This window comes from Streptomyces abyssomicinicus (assembly GCF_008974245.1).
Classification (GTDB): domain Bacteria; phylum Actinomycetota; class Actinomycetes; order Streptomycetales; family Streptomycetaceae; genus Streptomyces; species Streptomyces abyssomicinicus.
Map to the genome: position 1 here is coordinate 744,867 of NZ_BBZI01000007.1, position 15,838 is coordinate 760,704.

14 protein-coding genes are annotated in these 15,838 nt (G+C 74.7%); 6 read left to right on the plus strand and 8 right to left on the minus strand.

Annotated features, from left to right (window positions below; genetic code table 11):
* Window positions 1-214 precede the first annotated feature (214 nt).
* Window positions 215-1,570: a dipeptidase gene (locus tag GBN72_RS16560; protein ID WP_151772551.1), complete on the minus strand. Its 1,356-nt coding sequence runs from the start codon at window positions 1,568-1,570 to the stop codon at window positions 215-217.
* Window positions 1,571-2,052: 482 nt separating this feature from the next.
* Here GBN72_RS16560 and GBN72_RS16565 point away from each other — a divergent pair, with 482 nt between their 5' ends.
* Entirely contained in the window at window positions 2,053-3,264 is a 1,212-nt protein-coding gene (locus GBN72_RS16565) for a geranylgeranyl reductase family protein (protein ID WP_369695888.1), read from the plus strand.
* 163 nt (window positions 3,265-3,427) lie between these two features.
* Here the strand turns inward: GBN72_RS16565 and GBN72_RS16570 are convergent, their stop codons facing one another.
* Window positions 3,428-3,922 carry a nitroreductase family deazaflavin-dependent oxidoreductase gene (locus GBN72_RS16570; protein ID WP_151772552.1) on the minus strand — a complete coding sequence of 165 codons (495 nt, stop codon included), beginning with the start codon at window positions 3,920-3,922 and terminating at the stop codon, window positions 3,428-3,430.
* Window positions 3,923-4,068: 146 nt separating this feature from the next.
* On the opposite strand from GBN72_RS16570, the gene GBN72_RS16575 reads away from it, so the two are divergent.
* Window positions 4,069-4,791 (plus strand): TetR/AcrR family transcriptional regulator, encoded by a 723-nt coding sequence (locus tag GBN72_RS16575; RefSeq protein ID WP_151772553.1) that lies wholly within the window; start codon window positions 4,069-4,071, stop codon window positions 4,789-4,791.
* A gap of 462 nt (window positions 4,792-5,253) precedes the next feature.
* Here the strand turns inward: GBN72_RS16575 and GBN72_RS16580 are convergent, their stop codons facing one another.
* Window positions 5,254-6,072: a maleylpyruvate isomerase family mycothiol-dependent enzyme gene (locus GBN72_RS16580; RefSeq protein ID WP_151772554.1), complete on the minus strand. Its 819-nt coding sequence runs from the start codon at window positions 6,070-6,072 to the stop codon at window positions 5,254-5,256.
* A 69-nt stretch (window positions 6,073-6,141) separates the two neighbouring features.
* On the opposite strand from GBN72_RS16580, the gene GBN72_RS16585 reads away from it, so the two are divergent.
* Window positions 6,142-7,032, plus strand: a complete 891-nt coding sequence (locus GBN72_RS16585; protein ID WP_151772555.1) for an SIS domain-containing protein — start codon at window positions 6,142-6,144, stop codon at window positions 7,030-7,032.
* 95 nt (window positions 7,033-7,127) lie between these two features.
* Window positions 7,128-8,063, plus strand: a complete 936-nt coding sequence (locus tag GBN72_RS16590) for a class II fructose-bisphosphate aldolase (protein WP_151772556.1) — start codon at window positions 7,128-7,130, stop codon at window positions 8,061-8,063.
* 4 nt (window positions 8,064-8,067) lie between these two features.
* On the opposite strand, the gene GBN72_RS16595 is transcribed toward GBN72_RS16590, so the two are convergent.
* Complete coding sequence (locus GBN72_RS16595) at window positions 8,068-9,312, minus strand: methyltransferase (RefSeq protein ID WP_151772557.1); 1,245 nt, start codon at window positions 9,310-9,312, stop codon at window positions 8,068-8,070.
* A gap of 79 nt (window positions 9,313-9,391) precedes the next feature.
* Between GBN72_RS16595 and GBN72_RS16600 the strand changes: the two genes are divergently transcribed.
* On the plus strand, window positions 9,392-10,633 hold the full coding sequence (locus GBN72_RS16600; RefSeq protein WP_151772558.1) for an ROK family protein: 1,242 nt from the start codon (window positions 9,392-9,394) through the stop codon (window positions 10,631-10,633).
* 13 nt (window positions 10,634-10,646) lie between these two features.
* Here the strand turns inward: GBN72_RS16600 and GBN72_RS16605 are convergent, their stop codons facing one another.
* From GBN72_RS16605 to GBN72_RS16615, 3 genes are all read right to left on the minus strand, one after another.
* Window positions 10,647-11,906, minus strand: a complete 1,260-nt coding sequence (locus GBN72_RS16605; RefSeq protein ID WP_151772559.1) for an outer membrane protein assembly factor BamB family protein — start codon at window positions 11,904-11,906, stop codon at window positions 10,647-10,649.
* Window positions 11,907-12,144: 238 nt separating this feature from the next.
* Window positions 12,145-12,735, minus strand: coding sequence for an ATP-binding protein (locus GBN72_RS16610; RefSeq protein WP_246212546.1), 591 nt, complete (start codon window positions 12,733-12,735; stop codon window positions 12,145-12,147).
* A 174-nt stretch (window positions 12,736-12,909) separates the two neighbouring features.
* Window positions 12,910-13,326, minus strand: coding sequence for a hypothetical protein (locus tag GBN72_RS16615; protein WP_151772560.1), 417 nt, complete (start codon window positions 13,324-13,326; stop codon window positions 12,910-12,912).
* Between the two features lie 282 nt (window positions 13,327-13,608).
* Here GBN72_RS16615 and cds1 point away from each other — a divergent pair, with 282 nt between their 5' ends.
* Window positions 13,609-14,736 (plus strand): L-cysteine desulfhydrase Cds1, encoded by a 1,128-nt coding sequence (cds1, locus tag GBN72_RS16620; RefSeq protein WP_151772561.1) that lies wholly within the window; start codon window positions 13,609-13,611, stop codon window positions 14,734-14,736.
* Between the two features lie 137 nt (window positions 14,737-14,873).
* Here cds1 and GBN72_RS16625 read toward each other — a convergent pair whose 3' ends face one another.
* Complete coding sequence (locus GBN72_RS16625; protein ID WP_151772562.1) at window positions 14,874-15,743, minus strand: DeoR/GlpR family DNA-binding transcription regulator; 870 nt, start codon at window positions 15,741-15,743, stop codon at window positions 14,874-14,876.
* Window positions 15,744-15,838: the final 95 nt, after the last annotated feature.

Consider the following 15,838-nt stretch of genomic DNA (forward strand, 5'->3'; position numbering starts at 1 on the left):
GCCGGGTCGCGGCGGGCCGTCCGGCGCGGGGCGCCCCGTCGTGGGCCGCCTGCCATGGGCCGTCTGTCATGGGCTGTCCTCCGCGGGCCCGGTGCGCCCGCTGCGGGGTCCGCCGCCGCCGAACCGCTGCCGCTGCGTGAGGTGCTTCCGTGCGGGTGGCAGCCCCTCGCCCGGACGGGGCGAGGGGCTGTTCCGCCGTGAGGGCGAGGCTCCGTCAGCCGGCCGCGTACATCTGGAGGAAGAGGGCCTCGGCGACCGAGAGCCGCTCCAGCTCCTCGGGGGACACGCTCTCGTTCGGCGCGTGGATCTGGGCCTCGGGCTCGCTGAGACCGATCAGCAGCACCTCCGCCTTCGGGTACAGCGTTCCGAGGGTGTTGCACAGCGGGATGGACCCGCCCTGGCCGGCGAGCTGCATCTCCTGGCCCGGGTAGGCCTCCGCCATGGCCCGCGCCATCGCGGAGTAGGCCGGGCTGTCGGTGTCGGCGCTGAACGGCTGGCCCTGACCGACCTGCTCGACGACGACCCGCGCCCCCCACGGGGTGTGGCGTTCCACGTGCGCCTGGAGCAGCGCGGAGGCCTCCGACGCGTCCACGCCCGGCGGCACCCGCAGGCTGACCAGCGCCCGCGCGCTCGCCTGCACCGACGGCGTGGCGCCGACCACCGGCGGGCAGTCGATGCCCAGCACGGTGACCGCGGGCCGCGCCCAGATCCGGTCGGCCACCGTCCCGGAACCGGTCAGCCCGACACCGTCCAGCACCTTCGCGTCGGCACGGAACTGCTCCTCGTCGTACTGGAGACCCTCCCAGACCGTGTCACCGGTCAGGCCGTCCACCGTCGTCGAGCCGTCCTCGCCGCGCAGCGAGTCCAGGACGCGGATCAGCGCCGCCAGCGCGTCCGGGGCGGCGCCGCCGAACTGCCCGGAGTGCAGGTTGCCCTGCAGGGTGTCCATCTGGATCCGCACCATCGTCATCCCGCGCAGGGTGGCCGTGGCGGTCGGCAGCCCCACCCGGAAGTTGCCCGAGTCACCGATCACGATCGCGTCGGCGGCCAGCAGCTCGGGGTGCTCCTCGGCGTACCGCTCCAGGCCACCGGTGCCCTGCTCCTCGGAACCCTCGGCGATCACCTTGACGGTGACCGGCACGCCGCCGTTCGCCTTGAGGGCGCGCAACGCCAGCAGATGCATGACGACGCCGCCCTTGCAGTCGGCCGCGCCCCGCCCGTACCAGCGGCCGTCGCGCTCCGTCAGCTCGAACGGCGGGGAGATCCACGCCGCCTCGTCCAGCGGCGGCTGGACGTCGTAGTGGGCGTAGAGCAGGACGGTCCGGGACCCCGCGGGGCCGGGCAGGCAGCCGTAGACGGACTGGGTGCCGTCCGGGGTGTCGAGCAGGGCGACGTCCTGGAAGCCCTCCGCGCGCAGGGCGTCGGCGACCCAGTTCGCGGCGCCCTCGCTCTCGCCGCGGGGGAACTGCTCGAAGTCGGCCACCGACTCGAAGGCGACCAGCTCGGCGAGTTCCTCCTTCGCTCTCGGCATCAGCGAGGCGACGGTCGCGGCGACCGGGTTCGACGACATGTGCGGGACTCCTCGTAGATCTCGGGTCTTACGCCGGACCGTTCGGGCGGGCCGTCCGCACGGATGCGGGCCGGGACCGCCCTGGCAGGTCCGGTACAGCGTCCGGTACACGCCCCGGTACGGCGGATGCCGTGATCGAGGGCCCTGTACGGAGGACGGACGGACGCGTGTGGTTCCGCGTTCCGCACCGTCGATACTCCCACAGCCACCTGCGGCGATTGCCGCCGTAGGATGCGGTGGACAGTGCGGCAGACATCTTGACTGGTGATCGGGAGCGGTTGGCGATCGTGAGCGACGAGAACGGCGAGCACGGGGAGCACGCGGAGCACGCGGAGAACGGCCGGGACGACACTTCGGACCCGACAGGGTCGGCGGAGGACGCGACGGCGGAAGACGCGCCCGCGGAAGACGCGCCCGAGGACGGCGCGCCCGCGGACGGCGCACGGGCGGAGGAACCTGCCGGACGGGCGGGTGACCCCGCCGTGGGGGCGGAGTACCTGGCCGATCGGGCGGCGGACGGCGAAGGCGTCTGGGACGTCGTGGTGGTGGGCGCGGGCCCGTCGGGAGCGGCGGCCGCCTACGCGGCGGCGGTCGCCGGACGGCGCGTGCTGCTCCTGGAGAAGGCGGAGCTGCCCCGCTACAAGACCTGCGGCGGCGGCATCATCGGCCCCTCCCGCGACGCCCTGCCTCCCGGCTTCGAGGTTCCCTTCCAGGACCGGGTGAACGCGGTCACCTTCTCCCACAACGGCCGGTTCACCCGCACCCGCCGTTCCCGACGGATGCTCTTCGGCCTGGTCAACCGCCCCGAGTTCGACCAGCGGCTGGTGGAGAGCGCGCAGAAGGCCGGAGCGGAGGTGCGCACCGGAGTCACCGTCTCCCGGGTCGAGCAGCACGGCCCCACGGTCCCCGACCGCCGCACCGTCGCCGTGGTGCTCCAGGGCGGCGAGACCCTGCTGGCCCGCTCGGTGGTCGGCGCGGACGGCAGCGCCAGCCGGATAGGAGCCCACGTCGGCGTCAAGATGGGCCAGGTCGACCTGGGCCTCGAGGCCGAGATCCCGGTGCCCGGGACGGTCGCCGAGGACTGGCGCGGACGTGTGCTGATCGACTGGGGGCCGCTGCCCGGCAGTTACGGATGGGTGTTCCCCAAGGGCGACACCCTGACCGTCGGTGTGATCTCCGCGCGCGGCGAGGGCGCGGCGACCAAGCGCTACCTGGAGGACTTCATCGGCCGGCTCGGCCTGGCCGGGTTCGAACCGGCCGTCTCCTCCGGCCACCTGACGCGGTGCCGCACCGACGACTCGCCGCTCTCCCGCGGCCGCGTGCTGGTCTGCGGGGACGCCGCGGGCCTGCTGGAGCCGTGGACCCGCGAGGGCATCTCCTTCGCGCTGCGCTCCGGGCGGCTGGCGGGGGAGTGGGCGGTGCGGATCGCCGAGGCCCACGACGCCGTGGACGTGCGGCGCGAGTCGCTCAACTACGCCTTCGCCATCAAGGCCGGTCTCGGCGTGGAGATGAGCGTGGGGCGGAAGCTGCTCGCCGTCTTCGAGCGCCGCCCCGGGATGCTCCACGCCGCGATCACCGGCTTCCGGCCCGCCTGGCGGGCGTTCGCCGACATCACCCGGGGCGCGACCACGCTGGCCGAGCTCGTCCGCTCCCGCCCGCTCGCGCAGCGGGCGCTCACGGCGCTGGAGCGGTAGGGGGCGCGGGGGGCCAGGGCCGGGGCCGGGGCGGGCGCCGGGCCGCGGGGCTGTGAAGCCGCGGTGCCAGGGGGCCGGGGGCCGCGGTGCCGGGGGGCCGCGGGGCTGCCGCCCGTGGTGCGGCTGTGCGCTGTGGAGCGGACGGGGCGCGGTGCCGCGGGGCTCAGGAGGTGACGGTGATCCGGAAGACCGGGTGGTCGGGGGCGGCCGCCGTCAGCTCCGCGTCGGTGGAGTCGGCGGTGACGCCCTGGAAGTACTTGTCGACCTCCCACCCCCACTTGACCAGGTAGCCGCGCAGCACCGCGAGCTTCTGGTCGTCCGGCAGCTCGGTGGCCGTGAAGTGGCGGACCTTGCGTCCGACGCGCAGTTCACCGCCGCCCGCCGCGCGCATGTTGCGGACCCACTGGGAGTGGCCGCGGGCGGAGACCAGGAACTGGTCGCCGCCGAGCTCGAAGGGGTTGACCGGGATCCGCTGCAGCGCGCCGCTCCTGCGGCCCCGTACCGACAGCTCGGCACTGCCCATCAGGCTGAGCCCGTGCCGGGCCAGCCAGCCGACGACCTTGTTGAAGCGGGCGGCGACGGGACCCGCCTCGAGGTAGTAGGTGCCGGTTGCGCCGGTCGTGCCGGTCTTCGGCGTCGGCTCCTGGGCGTTCCGCATGGTGAACCTCCGGGGAAATGAGAGCGGTGCTCTCGCTTGAGAACAGTGTGCGCGTTATCGGTGTAAGAAAGCAAGAGCGGTGCTCACGTTTATGAGCGCCGCTCTTGAATGGGTGCACTGCTCTCGATCTGTGCCACACTCGGATCATGAGCGCAACCGAAGGAGTCCGGGCCCGCGCCCGGCGGGAGATCACCGCGGCGATCAAGGACGAGGCCCGGCGACGGCTCGCGGACGAGGGCGCCGCCAAGCTCTCGCTGCGGGCGGTGGCCCGGGAGCTGGGCATGGCCTCGTCCGCCGTCTACCGCTACTTCCCGAGCCGCGACGACCTCCTGACCGCCCTGATCGTCGACGCCTACGACTCGCTCGGCGCCGCCGCGGAGGGCGTCGAGGCCGAGGCCGCCGCGGCTCCCGGCGCCACGCCGCTGGGCCGGTGGGTCGCGGTCTGTGAGGCGGTGCGCGGGTGGGCACTGGCCCACCCGCACGAGTACGCGCTGATCTACGGCACGCCGGTTCCCGGTTACCGGGCGCCCGAGACCACCGTGCCCGCCGCCTCACGGGTGGGGCTGCTGCTGATCGGCGTCGCCCGCGACGCCCACCGAGGCCCCGCCGGGCTCTCCCGTACCCCGCTGCCCGAGGGCCTGCGCCCGGAGGCCGTGCGGATGACGGCCGACCTGGCGCCGGACCTGCCGCCGGAGACGGTGGTCGCGCTGGTCGCCGCCTGGTCCGAGCTGTTCGGGCTGATCGGCTTCGAGCTGTTCGGCCAGTTCCACCGGGTGGTGGAGGACCGGGCGCCGTTCTTCCGGCACGCGGTCGCCAGACTCGCCCATGAGGTCGGTATCGCCTTCCCGGGCGCCACGCCCGAGGCGTGACACCTGCCCGCGGCCACCCGCGGGATCACCGGCGCCCGACGTGCCCGGCGCCCCCGGGTCTCGCTGCCCGAAGCGGCCCGCCCGGTGGCCGGAGCCCGCACTCCGCGGTCACCGTGATGGTCCGGCGCTCCGGTTCGGCGCCGTCCACGGGTAGGGGCCGCCGGGCCCTGACGGACGGCCCGCCTCGCCCACCGCTTCGGGCGGGGCGGCGCCGTCGGCCCGGCCGGCCAGGCCGAACGCCTTCCGCCCGAAGCCCGTTGCCCATTGCCCGATGCCCTGGAGTCTGGCGCTCGATGCCCGGTGCTCGGTTGCGGGGCCTGGCGCTTGATGCCCCGGTGCCGATGTGGCCCGAGTCGGGGTGGTCCGAGCCAGGGTGGTCCGACGCCGGGTGGCCCGCAGCCCGCCGGGCGGGAGGCGGCCCCGGAGGGCCCCGGCCGGGCACCGGGGCCGGGGCGCGGTGGCTCAGCCGAGGACCTCCTTCGACTGCTCCCGCCACAGCTCCGCCGTCCCCGCGTCGCCGCTGACCGAGGGGTAGGGGGAGCGGTTCCATAGCGCGGCGTACAGCTGTGCCGCCGGTCCCGCCAGCTCGCAGTCCGCCACCGCGTCCGCCGCGCCGCCGACGCCGTCTCCGCCCGCGCCCCGCACCGTCACGGGCGGGTCCTCCGATATCCGCACCGTCCACACCGCCTCCGCCGCTGCCTCCGCCTCCGCCTTCGACGCGTCCAGCGGGTCCGCGGCCGCCACCACGTCCGTCACGCGCACCCGCAGCAGGCGTGGTTCCGGCGAGCGCACCCACCTCTTGCGGCGGCCGTGGAAGCCGCGCAGCAGCTCGTCGATCCCGTCCACGGCGAACTCCGCACCCACTTCCGTCGGTTCGCCCCCGCGCGCGGCCTCGGCGTCCAGCCGGTGCACCGCCGTCTCGTGCGCCTGCCGCCGCGCCCAGAAGGCCAGCGGGGACGGGGCGGGGAGGAAGCGCCAGCACTCCACCTCCGGATCGGCCGAGGCCAGCGTCGAGGTCAACTCCCGGTGCCCCTCGGTGAACCAGGCCAGCAGCTCGGCCCCGTCCAGGTGGGGAGGCGCCTCGAGCTGCCGGGGCGCGGTGAGCCCCCTCCCCACGAACGCCGCGGCCCAGCGATGCACCGCGCCGGTGTGCTCCACCAGATCGCGCACCCGCCACCCCGGACAGGTCGGCACCGGCGCGCCGAGCCCGGCCTCCTCGGCTGCCCCGGCCAGCAATTCGCCCTCACGGCGCAGGATCTCGATGTGCTCGGCAATCTTCATCCTTCGAGTCTGCCGGAGCCGACTGTAGGGTGCACCCGAACGTGCCCCGCCGCGCGGAGGGAAGCGCAAGTGACCCATGTCGAAGACGAGTTGAACAGCCAGCCCGAGTGCTGGCAGCGGGCGGCCGACGAGGCGCCGGACCACCGGGCGGCACTGCCGGCCCCCGGTGAGCGGGTCGCCGTCGTGGGCTGCGGCACCTCCTGGTTCATGGCCCAGGCCGCCGCCGCCCTGCGGGAGCACGCGGGCCAGGGCGAGACCGACGCCTTCGCCGCCTCCGAGTTCCCCCACGGGCGCCGCTACGACCGGGTCGTGGCCCTCACCCGGTCCGGCACCACGACCGAGGTGCTCGACCTGCTGGCCCGGCTGCGCGCCGACGGCGTGCCCACCACCGCGATCACCGCGGACCCCGACACCCCCGTCATGGAGGCCGCCGACCGGACCGTGGTCCTGGCGTACGCCGACGAACGGTCGGTGGTGCAGACCCGGTTCGCCACCACCGCGCTCACCCTGCTCCGCGCCCACCTCGGGCTGCACCCCGATGCCGCCGTCGCCGACGCGCGCACCGCCCTCGGCACACCGCTGCCCGAAGGACTGGTGGACTGCGGGCAGTTCACCTTCCTCGGCCGGGGCTGGACGGTCGGCCTGGCCAACGAGGCGGCGCTGAAGATGCGGGAGGCGTCCTTGTCCTGGACCGAGGCCTATCCGGCCATGGAGTACCGGCACGGCCCGATCAGCGTCTCCACCCGGTCCACCGCCACCTGGATGCTGGGCGAGGCGCCCGCCGGACTCGCCGAGCAGGTGCGCGCCACCGGTGCGCTCTGGGTGGACGGCGGCCTGGACCCGCTCGCCGAACTGGTCCGCGCCCAGCGCCTCGCCGTGGCGGTCGCCGCCGGGCGCGGCCTCGACCCGGACAGCCCCCGGCACCTCACCCGCTCGGTGATCCTCGCCGACACCGCCTGACCGCCCCACCGCTCGGCGCACCGCCCCGCCGCCGACCAGCGGACGCTCCGCCGCCGACCGGCCGCCGCACCGTCGTACCGAACGGAAGGAGAGCCGTGCCCCTCGTGCCCTCCGGCGACCTGGTCAGGGCGGCTGCCGCCGCCCGCCGGGCCGTCGCCGCCTTCAACGTCATCACCCTGGAACACGTCGAGGCGGTGATCGAGGGGGCCGAACGGGCCGCGGCGCCGGTGATCGTGCAGGTCAGCGAGAACACCGTGGCGTTCCACGGCGGACGGCTGCTGCCGCTCGCCCGGGCCGCCGCCGCGGCGGCCGAGGGGGCGGCCGTGCCGGTGGGCCTGCACCTGGACCACGTCACCCGCGACGACCTGCTGCGGCAGGCGGCGGACGCCGGCTTCGGCTCGGTGATGTACGACGCCTCCCGGCTGCCCCACGCCGAGAACCTCGCCGCCACCCGCGAGGCGGCGCGCTGGGCACACGGCCAAGGGCTGTGGATCGAGGCGGAGCTGGGCCAGGTCGGCGGGAAGGAGGGCACGCCCGCACTGGACGCCCACGCGCCCGGGGCCCGCACCGACCCCGACGAGGCCCGCGCGTTCGTCACCGGGTGCGGGGTGGACGCCCTGGCGGTGGCGATCGGCAGCGTCCACGCCATGACCACGCGCACCGCCACCCTTGACCACGCCCTGCTGACCCGGCTTGCCGAGGCGGTCGACGTCCCGCTGGTGCTGCACGGCTCCTCCGGGGTCCCCGACGCGGAGCTGGCCGCGGCGGTCACCGGGGGCATCGGCAAGGTCAACGTGGGCACCGCCCTCAACGTGGCCCTGACCGGCGCCGTACGCGCCCACCTGGCCCGGCACCCCGAGCAGGTCGACCCGCGCCGCTACCTGGGCCCCGCGAGGGAGGCCGTGGCGGACACGGTGGTGCGCTACCTCGAAGTGATCCTGGGCGACGGCGACGGCGACGGCGACGGCGACGGCGACGGCGGCGACGGGCCGGAACCCGGGACGGCGCCCGCCGCGGCCGCCACCGGCTGAGACGTCAGCCCCGCCGGACCGCCCGGAGGACCACGAACTTCGGGTCGGAGGCGACCAGTTCGGCGTTGCCGAAGACCCGTCGCAGCGACACGTGGTAGCCGAGGTGCCGGTTGCCCACGATCCACAACTCGCCACCGGGCCGCAGCACCCGCTTCGCGCCCCGGAACATCCGCCGGGCGATCGCGTCGGTGGTCGCTTGGTGGGAGTGGAACGGAGGGTTGCTGAGTACCAGGTCGACGCTGTCCGACGGGACGCGGTCCAGGCCGTCGCCCACCCTGAACTCCGCCTTCGCGCCCAGCCCGTTGGCCCGGCAGGTCTCCTCGGCGGAGGCGACCGCCTGGTAGGACTCGTCGGTGAACAGCACCTCGGCGTCCGGGTCGGCCAGCGCCACAGCCGCACCGACCACGCCGTTGCCGCAGCCGAGATCCACCACCCGGCCGAGGCCCGGGCCGGCTGGCAGGTGCTGGAGGAAGAAGCGGGTGCCGATGTCGAGGCGGTCGGCGCAGAACACCCCGGCGTGGTTGACCACCGGGCGGCCCGCCACCAGCGCCGCGTCCCCGGGCAGCTCGTACCGCAGCGGCCACGGGTTGGCGCCGCGCTCCGCCGCCGGCCCGCCGGGCGTGACGAACACCAGCCGTGCCTTCCGCTCCGCCAGCGAGGTCCGGGTCGGGCCCACGACCCGCTCGAACAGGGCGAGCGTCGAGGTGTGGATCTCCTTCACCATGCCGGTGCCGACGACCACGCTGTCCTCGTGCAGGGCCGGGGCCAGCCGGTGCAGCTGGTCCTCCAGCAGCGCCAGGCTCTTGGGGACCCGGACCAGCAGGACGTCGATCCGCTCCGGCGGCGCGTCACGGGTGGTCAGCAGCGTGACCGCGTCCTCGGCCAGGCCGTTGGCGGCCAGGTTGGCCCGGGTGGCCTCCCGGGTCAGGAACGACTCGGTGATCTGGGTGACGGTCCCCGCCGCGGCACCCGAACCCGAACCGGCACCCGCCCCCGAACCCGAACCGGCACCCGAACCGGCACCCGCCCCCGAACCCGCACCGGCGGCCCGTGCGGCCAGTGCCGTGGTCAGCGCGCCCCAGCGGTCGCCGACGACCACCACGGCGCCCGACGACGGCGGCCCGGCGGCCGCCAGATGGCGCAGCAGGTAGTCGTCGGCGGCGTCCCAGGCCCGCAGCCGGTCGCGCGGATCCCGGGGGAAGCGGGAGAGGGCGAGTTCGGCCCAGGGAGTGGTGAAGCGGTCGTTCATCGTGCTCCCAGGCTAGCCGAGCCGCCGCAGGAGACCGTCCGCCCGTCCCCGGCCGGGGGATCATGAAAGACTCTTCGGCATGAACGGCAACGCTGACCCCCGACCGGAGGGGGAGGGCACGACCCGGGCCCGGCTGGACCGCGGACGCGGCGCGCTCGGCCCGGCACTGCAGCTCGTCCACACCGGCCGGGCACCCACCCGCGCCGTGCTGACCTCGGAGCTGGGCGTGACGCGGGCCACGGCGGGCGCGGTCGCCGCCGAGCTGGAGGCGCTCGGACTGATCGAGGTCGACGCGCATCCGGTCGCCCCCGCGGGATCGCAGGGCCGTCCGTCGCACCGGCTGATGGTCGCCGAACGGGGCCCGGTCGTCCTCGCGGCCCAGGTGCACGTAGACGGCTACCGTACCGCCCTGGTCGGACTCGGCGGCCGGATCGTCGCCACCGCGCACAGCGCGCTGAAGGTGGAGGAGGACCCCGCCCAGCTCCTCGGCGTGGCCGTGGGCGCGGGTGCCCGGCTGCTGAGGGAGACCGGCCTGCGGTGCGTGGGGGCCGGGCTCGCGGTGCCGTTCGCGGTGACCGAGCCGGACGGAGTGGCGCTCAACCCGCTGCTGCTCGCCTGGCCGGCCGGAGCCCCCGTACGGGACGTCTTCGTCGCGTGCCTGCGTGCCGCCGGTATCGAGGTGCCCGTGTTCGTCGGCAACGACATGAACCTCACGGCGCTCGCCGAGCACCGGCACGCCGCCGGGCGCGGCGCCGACCACCTCCTGTGCGTCGCCACCGGCCACCAGGGCGTCGGCGGCGCCCTGGTGCTGGACGGCCGCCTGCACACCGGGAGTTCGGGACTGGCCCTGGAGGTCGGACACCTCACCGTCGACTCCGACGGGCGCCCCTGCCACTGCGGCAGCCGCGGCTGTCTCGACGTCGAGACCGACCCCCTGGCGTTCCTCGCCGTGCTCGGCCGTGAACCGGGCCCCGAGGGGTCCCTGCTGCGGCAGGCCGAGGAACTGATCCGGGACGGCTACGCCCACGACCGTGCGGTGCGGGCGGCCGTGCACGCGCTGATCGACCGGCTGGGCCTGGGCCTGGCCGGCCTGGTCAACATCCTGAACCCGGACCGGATCATCCTCGGGGGACTGCACCGGGCGTTGCTGGAGGCCGATCCCGGGCGGCTGCACTCGGTGGTGGCCCGGCGCAGCCTGTGGGGGCAGAGCGCCGCCGTCCCGCTCCAGGGGTGCACACTGCCCTTCAACAGCCTGGTGGGGGCCGCGGAACTGGCCTGGCAGCCGGTGTTCGACGACCCCCTGGCGGTGCTCGAGGGCTGATGCGGGGCCGGTGTCAGACCGGGAGGGCCGTCAGACGCTTGCCGTGCAGGCAGAAGACGCCGGCCTCGGTGGTGGTGACGAACCACTCGTCGAGCTCGCCGGAGCCGTCGTTGTACGTCCAGAGGTAGTCGCCGGTCGCCACGTCGAGCGCGTAGACGCCGCCCCGGTCGTTCAACTCCGTGGCCGCGTACAGGACGTCGCCCGCCAGCGCGAAGTGCCACGGGCTGGTGGCCTCCCGCTCGGACAGGCCGGTGTTCTCCCAGGCGACGTCGCCGGTCCGCGGGTCGAGGGCGAAGAGTTTGCGGTTGGTGTCCGAGACGTACAGGACGCCGTCCAGCACGGTGGGGCCGACGAACTTCGTGAACTCCTCGGCCGTCAGCGACCACCGGTCCTTCCCGGTGGCGAGGTCGACCGCCAGCAGCTTCCCGTCGTCCGCGAGGATCACCAGATCCCCCTCCACGGCGAACCGCTGGTAGTTGAACTCGCTGATCTTCCGCGTCCACACCTGCTGCCCGGTGGAGGTGTCCCGCACCGTCAGGTTCTTCCGGTAGTCCGTGTAGACCAGGTGCCGCCCCCGCGCGGCCGCGATGATGCCGTGCTCCTCCGTGCCGGCGTCACGCCGCTCCTTCCACACCGCCCGTCCCGAGGCGGTGTCGATCGCCGCGATCACGTTCCGGTCGGTCAGCTCACCGTTCTCCACCTCCTCGGCGATCACGTAGACCTGGGTGTCGTCCACGGCGATCACCCGGGGGTCTCCGTACGCGCCGCCGAGCCTGCTGCGCCAGGTCTCCTCGCCGGTGGCCGGATCGATGCCGACCACGTCGCCGTCGTACTGGCCGCTGGCCAGGTAGAGCGTGCCGCCGCCCATGAGCATCTGCGCGCCCGGCACGGTCAGCTCCTCCCGGGACCACAGCTCCTTGCCGGTGGCCGCGTCGAAGCCCTTGAGCGGGTCGCCGGTGGCTATCACCACGCCGTCCGCCACCACGAGGGCGTGGACGACGCCCATGGCCTGCGCGGTGGTGTCCGTCTGCCACAGGGGCTTCGGCGCGCCGCCCTTGCCCCCGCCCTCGCCACCGCCCTTGGCGTCGCCCTTCCCGCCGCCCCCGGTGCCGGTCCCCGAGGAGGGGTCCTCGTCCTCGGCGCGGCAGCCGGCGGCGCCGGTGAGAGCGGCCAGCCCGAGACCCGCCCCGGCGAGGCGCAGCAGGGCGCGGCGGGAGGGCGTCCGGAGGCGGCCGCCGGACGCCGGAGACTCCGTGGAGAGGCGCTTGTTCATGTTCCCCGTTCCTTCGTCGTATCAGCTGCCGCCGCGGGGGACGACCGGGGCGGGACACGGGGAACTGTAGGGGCAGGCCGGGTGCGCGGAGCTGCCGGGTACACAACGTGGACACAGCTGTGAAACCGTGCCGGTCCTGTCACGGCTGTCACGGCTGTCACAGACGCCCCGCGTCGGCGCAGGCCGGAGGCGGGCGGCGCGGTCGCCCGCGTCGCCCGCCTCAAGGGTCACCGCCCGGTCAGCCGGGAACGGCCGACCGGGCGGGAGCGGGGGAGGCCGCGACGACGGCCTCGACCAGGGCGGGTTCCGGCTCCGGCGTCGCGGCAGGCGCGAACTCCGGTGCCGCAGCCGGACCGGGCGCCGGATCAGGAGGGTGGACGCCGGCCAGGGCCGGCCCCGGAGCCGGCGCCCGCGGGGCGTCCTCGGCCGCGGGAAGGGTGAACCAGACGACCTTGCCGGAGTCGCCGTCCGGACGCGCCCCCCAGCTCTCGCTGAGCGCGGCGATCATCGCCAGGCCGCGGCCGCAGGTGGCGAGCGAGTCGGCGAGGGCATCGGCGTCCCCCAGCACCGGGAGCCGGGGATCGTGGTCGTGCACCGACACGGTGAGCCGGTCGAGCAGCAGCTCGAGCCGCACGGTGCAGGTCTTGTCCGGCCGGACGTGCCGGTGGACGTTGGTCAGCAGTTCGGTGACACCGAGCGAGGCCCGCTCGGTGAGGGAGTCCAGATGCCAGTAGCGCAATTGCGCCGAGACGATTCTGCGGACCTGTCCGATCCGCGACGGCAGGGCCTGGAGCTCCACCGCGCAGTGCCTGCTCGGGTGACTGATCACGGCTGCAACTCCCCGACGTAGAGGTCCGGAAGATGGCGACGACCGGCTGTCTGCGTAGTCGCCGGTAAACCCAGAGTGACGTGAGAACAGCGTGACCCAGCGCCCGCACCGCCGCAACTCGCGGCAACCGGCGGCGTCCGGAGGGCGGGTCCGGACGCGGACGACCGGGTTCCTTCAGCGTGGCCGCGCCGCCAGGCGCACCGTCCGGGCGAGGCGCACCGCCGGCGACTCCGCGCCGTCCGGTCCACGCCCGTCGTGCGCGGACGCGCCGGACTCGGCGTCCTCGTCACGGAGCGTCAGGACATAGCGCACTCCCCCCAGCTGCACCAGGACACGGTCGGCCCGCCGGAACCGCGTCCGCAGGACGCGGACCTTCTTCGCGGGCGCGGCGGCGATGACCCGCCCGCCGCTGTTGAGCAGCTCCACCAGTCCGCCCCGCACCCGCACCTGGCCGGCCCTGGTCAGCGACCTGAGGCCCCGCTCGATGCGCACGCCCGTCGCGCTGAACTCGTCCTGGCCGCCGGGCTGTTCCCGGTCCCCGGGCCCGGCCGCCAGGAACTCCTCCGTGGCGGTGAAATCCGGCTCCGCCATGCTGACGCCCCACCCTTCGCCTTGTCCGCTGCGCCCCCGTTGCGCCACGTACGAGTAGTCTGCCCGGATGTGCGGCCGGACACCAGGGCCTCCGGAGGTCCGGGCCGAGGCGCGCGCGGCACGTCGGCCCGGACGGACCGGCCGTTGTGCGCCCCCTGTCCCCGGCGCGCTCCCAAGGCCCCGCTTGAGGTCCCCAAAGATGCGTTTATGCAGGTGGGAAGCGTGTGGAAGGTGTCTATGATCGGGGCTCCCGGTTCTTCCGGGCCGTCCGAGGAGCCTGTCATGCCCAGCCCCCTTCCCCCGCCCGGCGCCGACGCCACGCCGGACGTCGACCGCAGCGACGTGACCTACCGCGCCTGGCTCAAGGAGGCGGTCCGCCGGGTCCAGGCCGACGCCAACCGGTCCGCCGACACCCACCTGCTGCGCTTCCCGCTGCCCGAGCACTGGAACATCGACCTGTACCTCAAGGACGAGTCGACCCACCCCACCGGCAGCCTCAAGCACCGCCTGGCCCGCTCGCTCTTCCTCTACGGACTCTGCAACGGCTGGATCCGGCCGGACCGCCCGGTGATCGAGGCGTCCAGCGGCTCCACGGCCGTCTCGGAGGCCTACTTCGCCAAACTCATCGGCATCCCGTTCATCGCGGTGATGCCGCGTACCACCAGCGCCGAGAAGTGCCGGCTCATCGAGTTCCACGGCGGCCGCTGCCACTTCGTGGACGACCCGCGCCGGATGTACGAGGAGGCCGCGCGCCTGGCGGGGGAGACCGGCGGCCACTACATGGACCAGTTCACCTACGCCGAGCGGGCCACGGACTGGCGCGGCAACAACAACATCGCCGAGTCGATCTTCCGTCAGCTGCGGATGGAGCGCTTCCCGGTGCCCGCGTGGATCGTCGCGACCGCCGGCACCGGAGGCACCTCGGCGACCCTGGCGCGCTACGTCCACTACATGCAGTTCGACACCCGGATCTGCGTCGCCGACCCGGAGAACTCCGTCTTCTTCGACGGCTGGACCACCGGCGAGCCCGATCCGGTCTGCGAGGGCGGCTCCCGGATCGAAGGCATCGGACGGCCCCGGATGGAGCCCAGCTTCCTGCCCGGCGCGGTGGACCGGATGATGAAGGTGCCGGACGCGGCGAGCGTCGCGGCGGTGCGCACCCTGGAGCGGGTCATGGGCCGCAAGGCGGGCGGCTCCACGGGCACGGGGCTGTGGAGCTCCCTCAAGATCGTCGCCGAGATGGTGGCCGCCGGGCGGTCGGGCAGCGTGGTGACCCTGCTGTGCGACCCGGGCGACCGCTACCTCGACAAGTACTACTCGGACGCCTGGCTCGCCGGTCAGGGGCTGGAGATCGGTCCGTACACGGAGGTCCTGGAGCGGGTACTGGCCGGCGGCGCCTGGCCGGACTGACCGGACCGCGCCCGCCCGCGCCGTGTCGTGCCGTCGCGCCCGTCCCGCTCGGCGTCCGGCCGGGTGGCGCCGCCCTGCGCCGCGCCGGGCCGGTCCCGGCGGCGCCGCGCCGGGACCGTGCGGTCCCCGTGGCGCGGTCAGCCCGCGCGGGGCGGGAACGCCTCGGCGGACGTCTCCGGCAGTTCCTCGTCCTCCCCGGCCACCAGCAGCCGCAGCGGCAGCTCGGAGAGTTCGGCCCGGGTGACGGCGGGCAGCCCCGCGTCGGTCACCAGGACGTCCACCTCGGACAGCGAGGCGAACGAACTCAGCCCCACCGTCCCCCACTTGGTGTGGTCGGCGACCACCACGACACGCCGGGCGGAGGCCACCAGCCGCCGGTTGGTCTCCGCCTCCGCCAGGTTCGGGGTGGAGAGCCCCGCCTCCACCGAGATGCCGTGCACGCCCAGGAACAGCAGGTCGAAGTGGAGCGCCGCTATCGCCCGGTCGGCGACCGGGCCGACCAGCGAGTCGGAGGGGGTGCGCACCCCGCCGGTGAGGACCACCGTCGGCCCGCCCGTCTCCGTCCCGTCGGGGGAGCGGCGCGCGGTGTGCAGCACGTCGGCCACCCGCACCGAGTTGGTGACCACCGTCAGGTCCGGGACCCCGCCCAGCAACTGGGCCAGCGCGTAGGTGGTGGTGCCCCCGGAGAGCGCCACAGCCGAACCCCGCGTGACCAAGGACGCCGCCGCGCGGGCGATCTCCTCCTTGGCGGCCGGTTCGCGGCCGGTCTTCTCCTCGAAACGGGGCTCGTGCCCGGTGGGCTCCGCGCCGTCGACCGGCACCGCACCGCCGTGCACCTTCGCCAGTGCCCCCAGGCGCGCCAGCGCGTCCAGGTCACGGCGCACCGTCATGTCCGACACGCCGAGCCGCTGGGTCAGCTCGTTCACCCGGACGCCGCCGCGGCGGCGGACCTCGTCCAGGATCAGTGCCCGCCGTTGCTCCGCGAGGAGGTTCTGCCGCTCAGCCACCTCTGCCCCTCGTCCCTGTCTCGCCGTATCGCCGTATCGCCGTATCGCCATATCGCCGTCTCGCCGTCGTGCCCGTCCCGCCGCGGTCGCTCCGC

Coding starts and splice junctions, on each gene's coding strand:
- GBN72_RS16595 (WP_151772557.1), bottom strand. CDS start 9,312: ATGAACGACCGCTTCACCACTCCCTGGGCCGAACTCGCCCTCTCCCGC.
- GBN72_RS16605 (WP_151772559.1), bottom strand. CDS start 11,906: ATGAACAAGCGCCTCTCCACGGAGTCTCCGGCGTCCGGCGGCCGCCTC.
- cds1 (WP_151772561.1), top strand. CDS start 13,609: ATGCCCAGCCCCCTTCCCCCGCCCGGCGCCGACGCCACGCCGGACGTC.
- GBN72_RS16575 (WP_151772553.1), top strand. CDS start 4,069: ATGAGCGCAACCGAAGGAGTCCGGGCCCGCGCCCGGCGGGAGATCACC.
- GBN72_RS16570 (WP_151772552.1), bottom strand. CDS start 3,922: ATGCGGAACGCCCAGGAGCCGACGCCGAAGACCGGCACGACCGGCGCA.
- GBN72_RS16615 (WP_151772560.1), bottom strand. CDS start 13,326: ATGGCGGAGCCGGATTTCACCGCCACGGAGGAGTTCCTGGCGGCCGGG.
- GBN72_RS16600 (WP_151772558.1), top strand. CDS start 9,392: ATGAACGGCAACGCTGACCCCCGACCGGAGGGGGAGGGCACGACCCGG.
- GBN72_RS16560 (WP_151772551.1), bottom strand. CDS start 1,570: ATGTCGTCGAACCCGGTCGCCGCGACCGTCGCCTCGCTGATGCCGAGA.
- GBN72_RS16580 (WP_151772554.1), bottom strand. CDS start 6,072: ATGAAGATTGCCGAGCACATCGAGATCCTGCGCCGTGAGGGCGAATTG.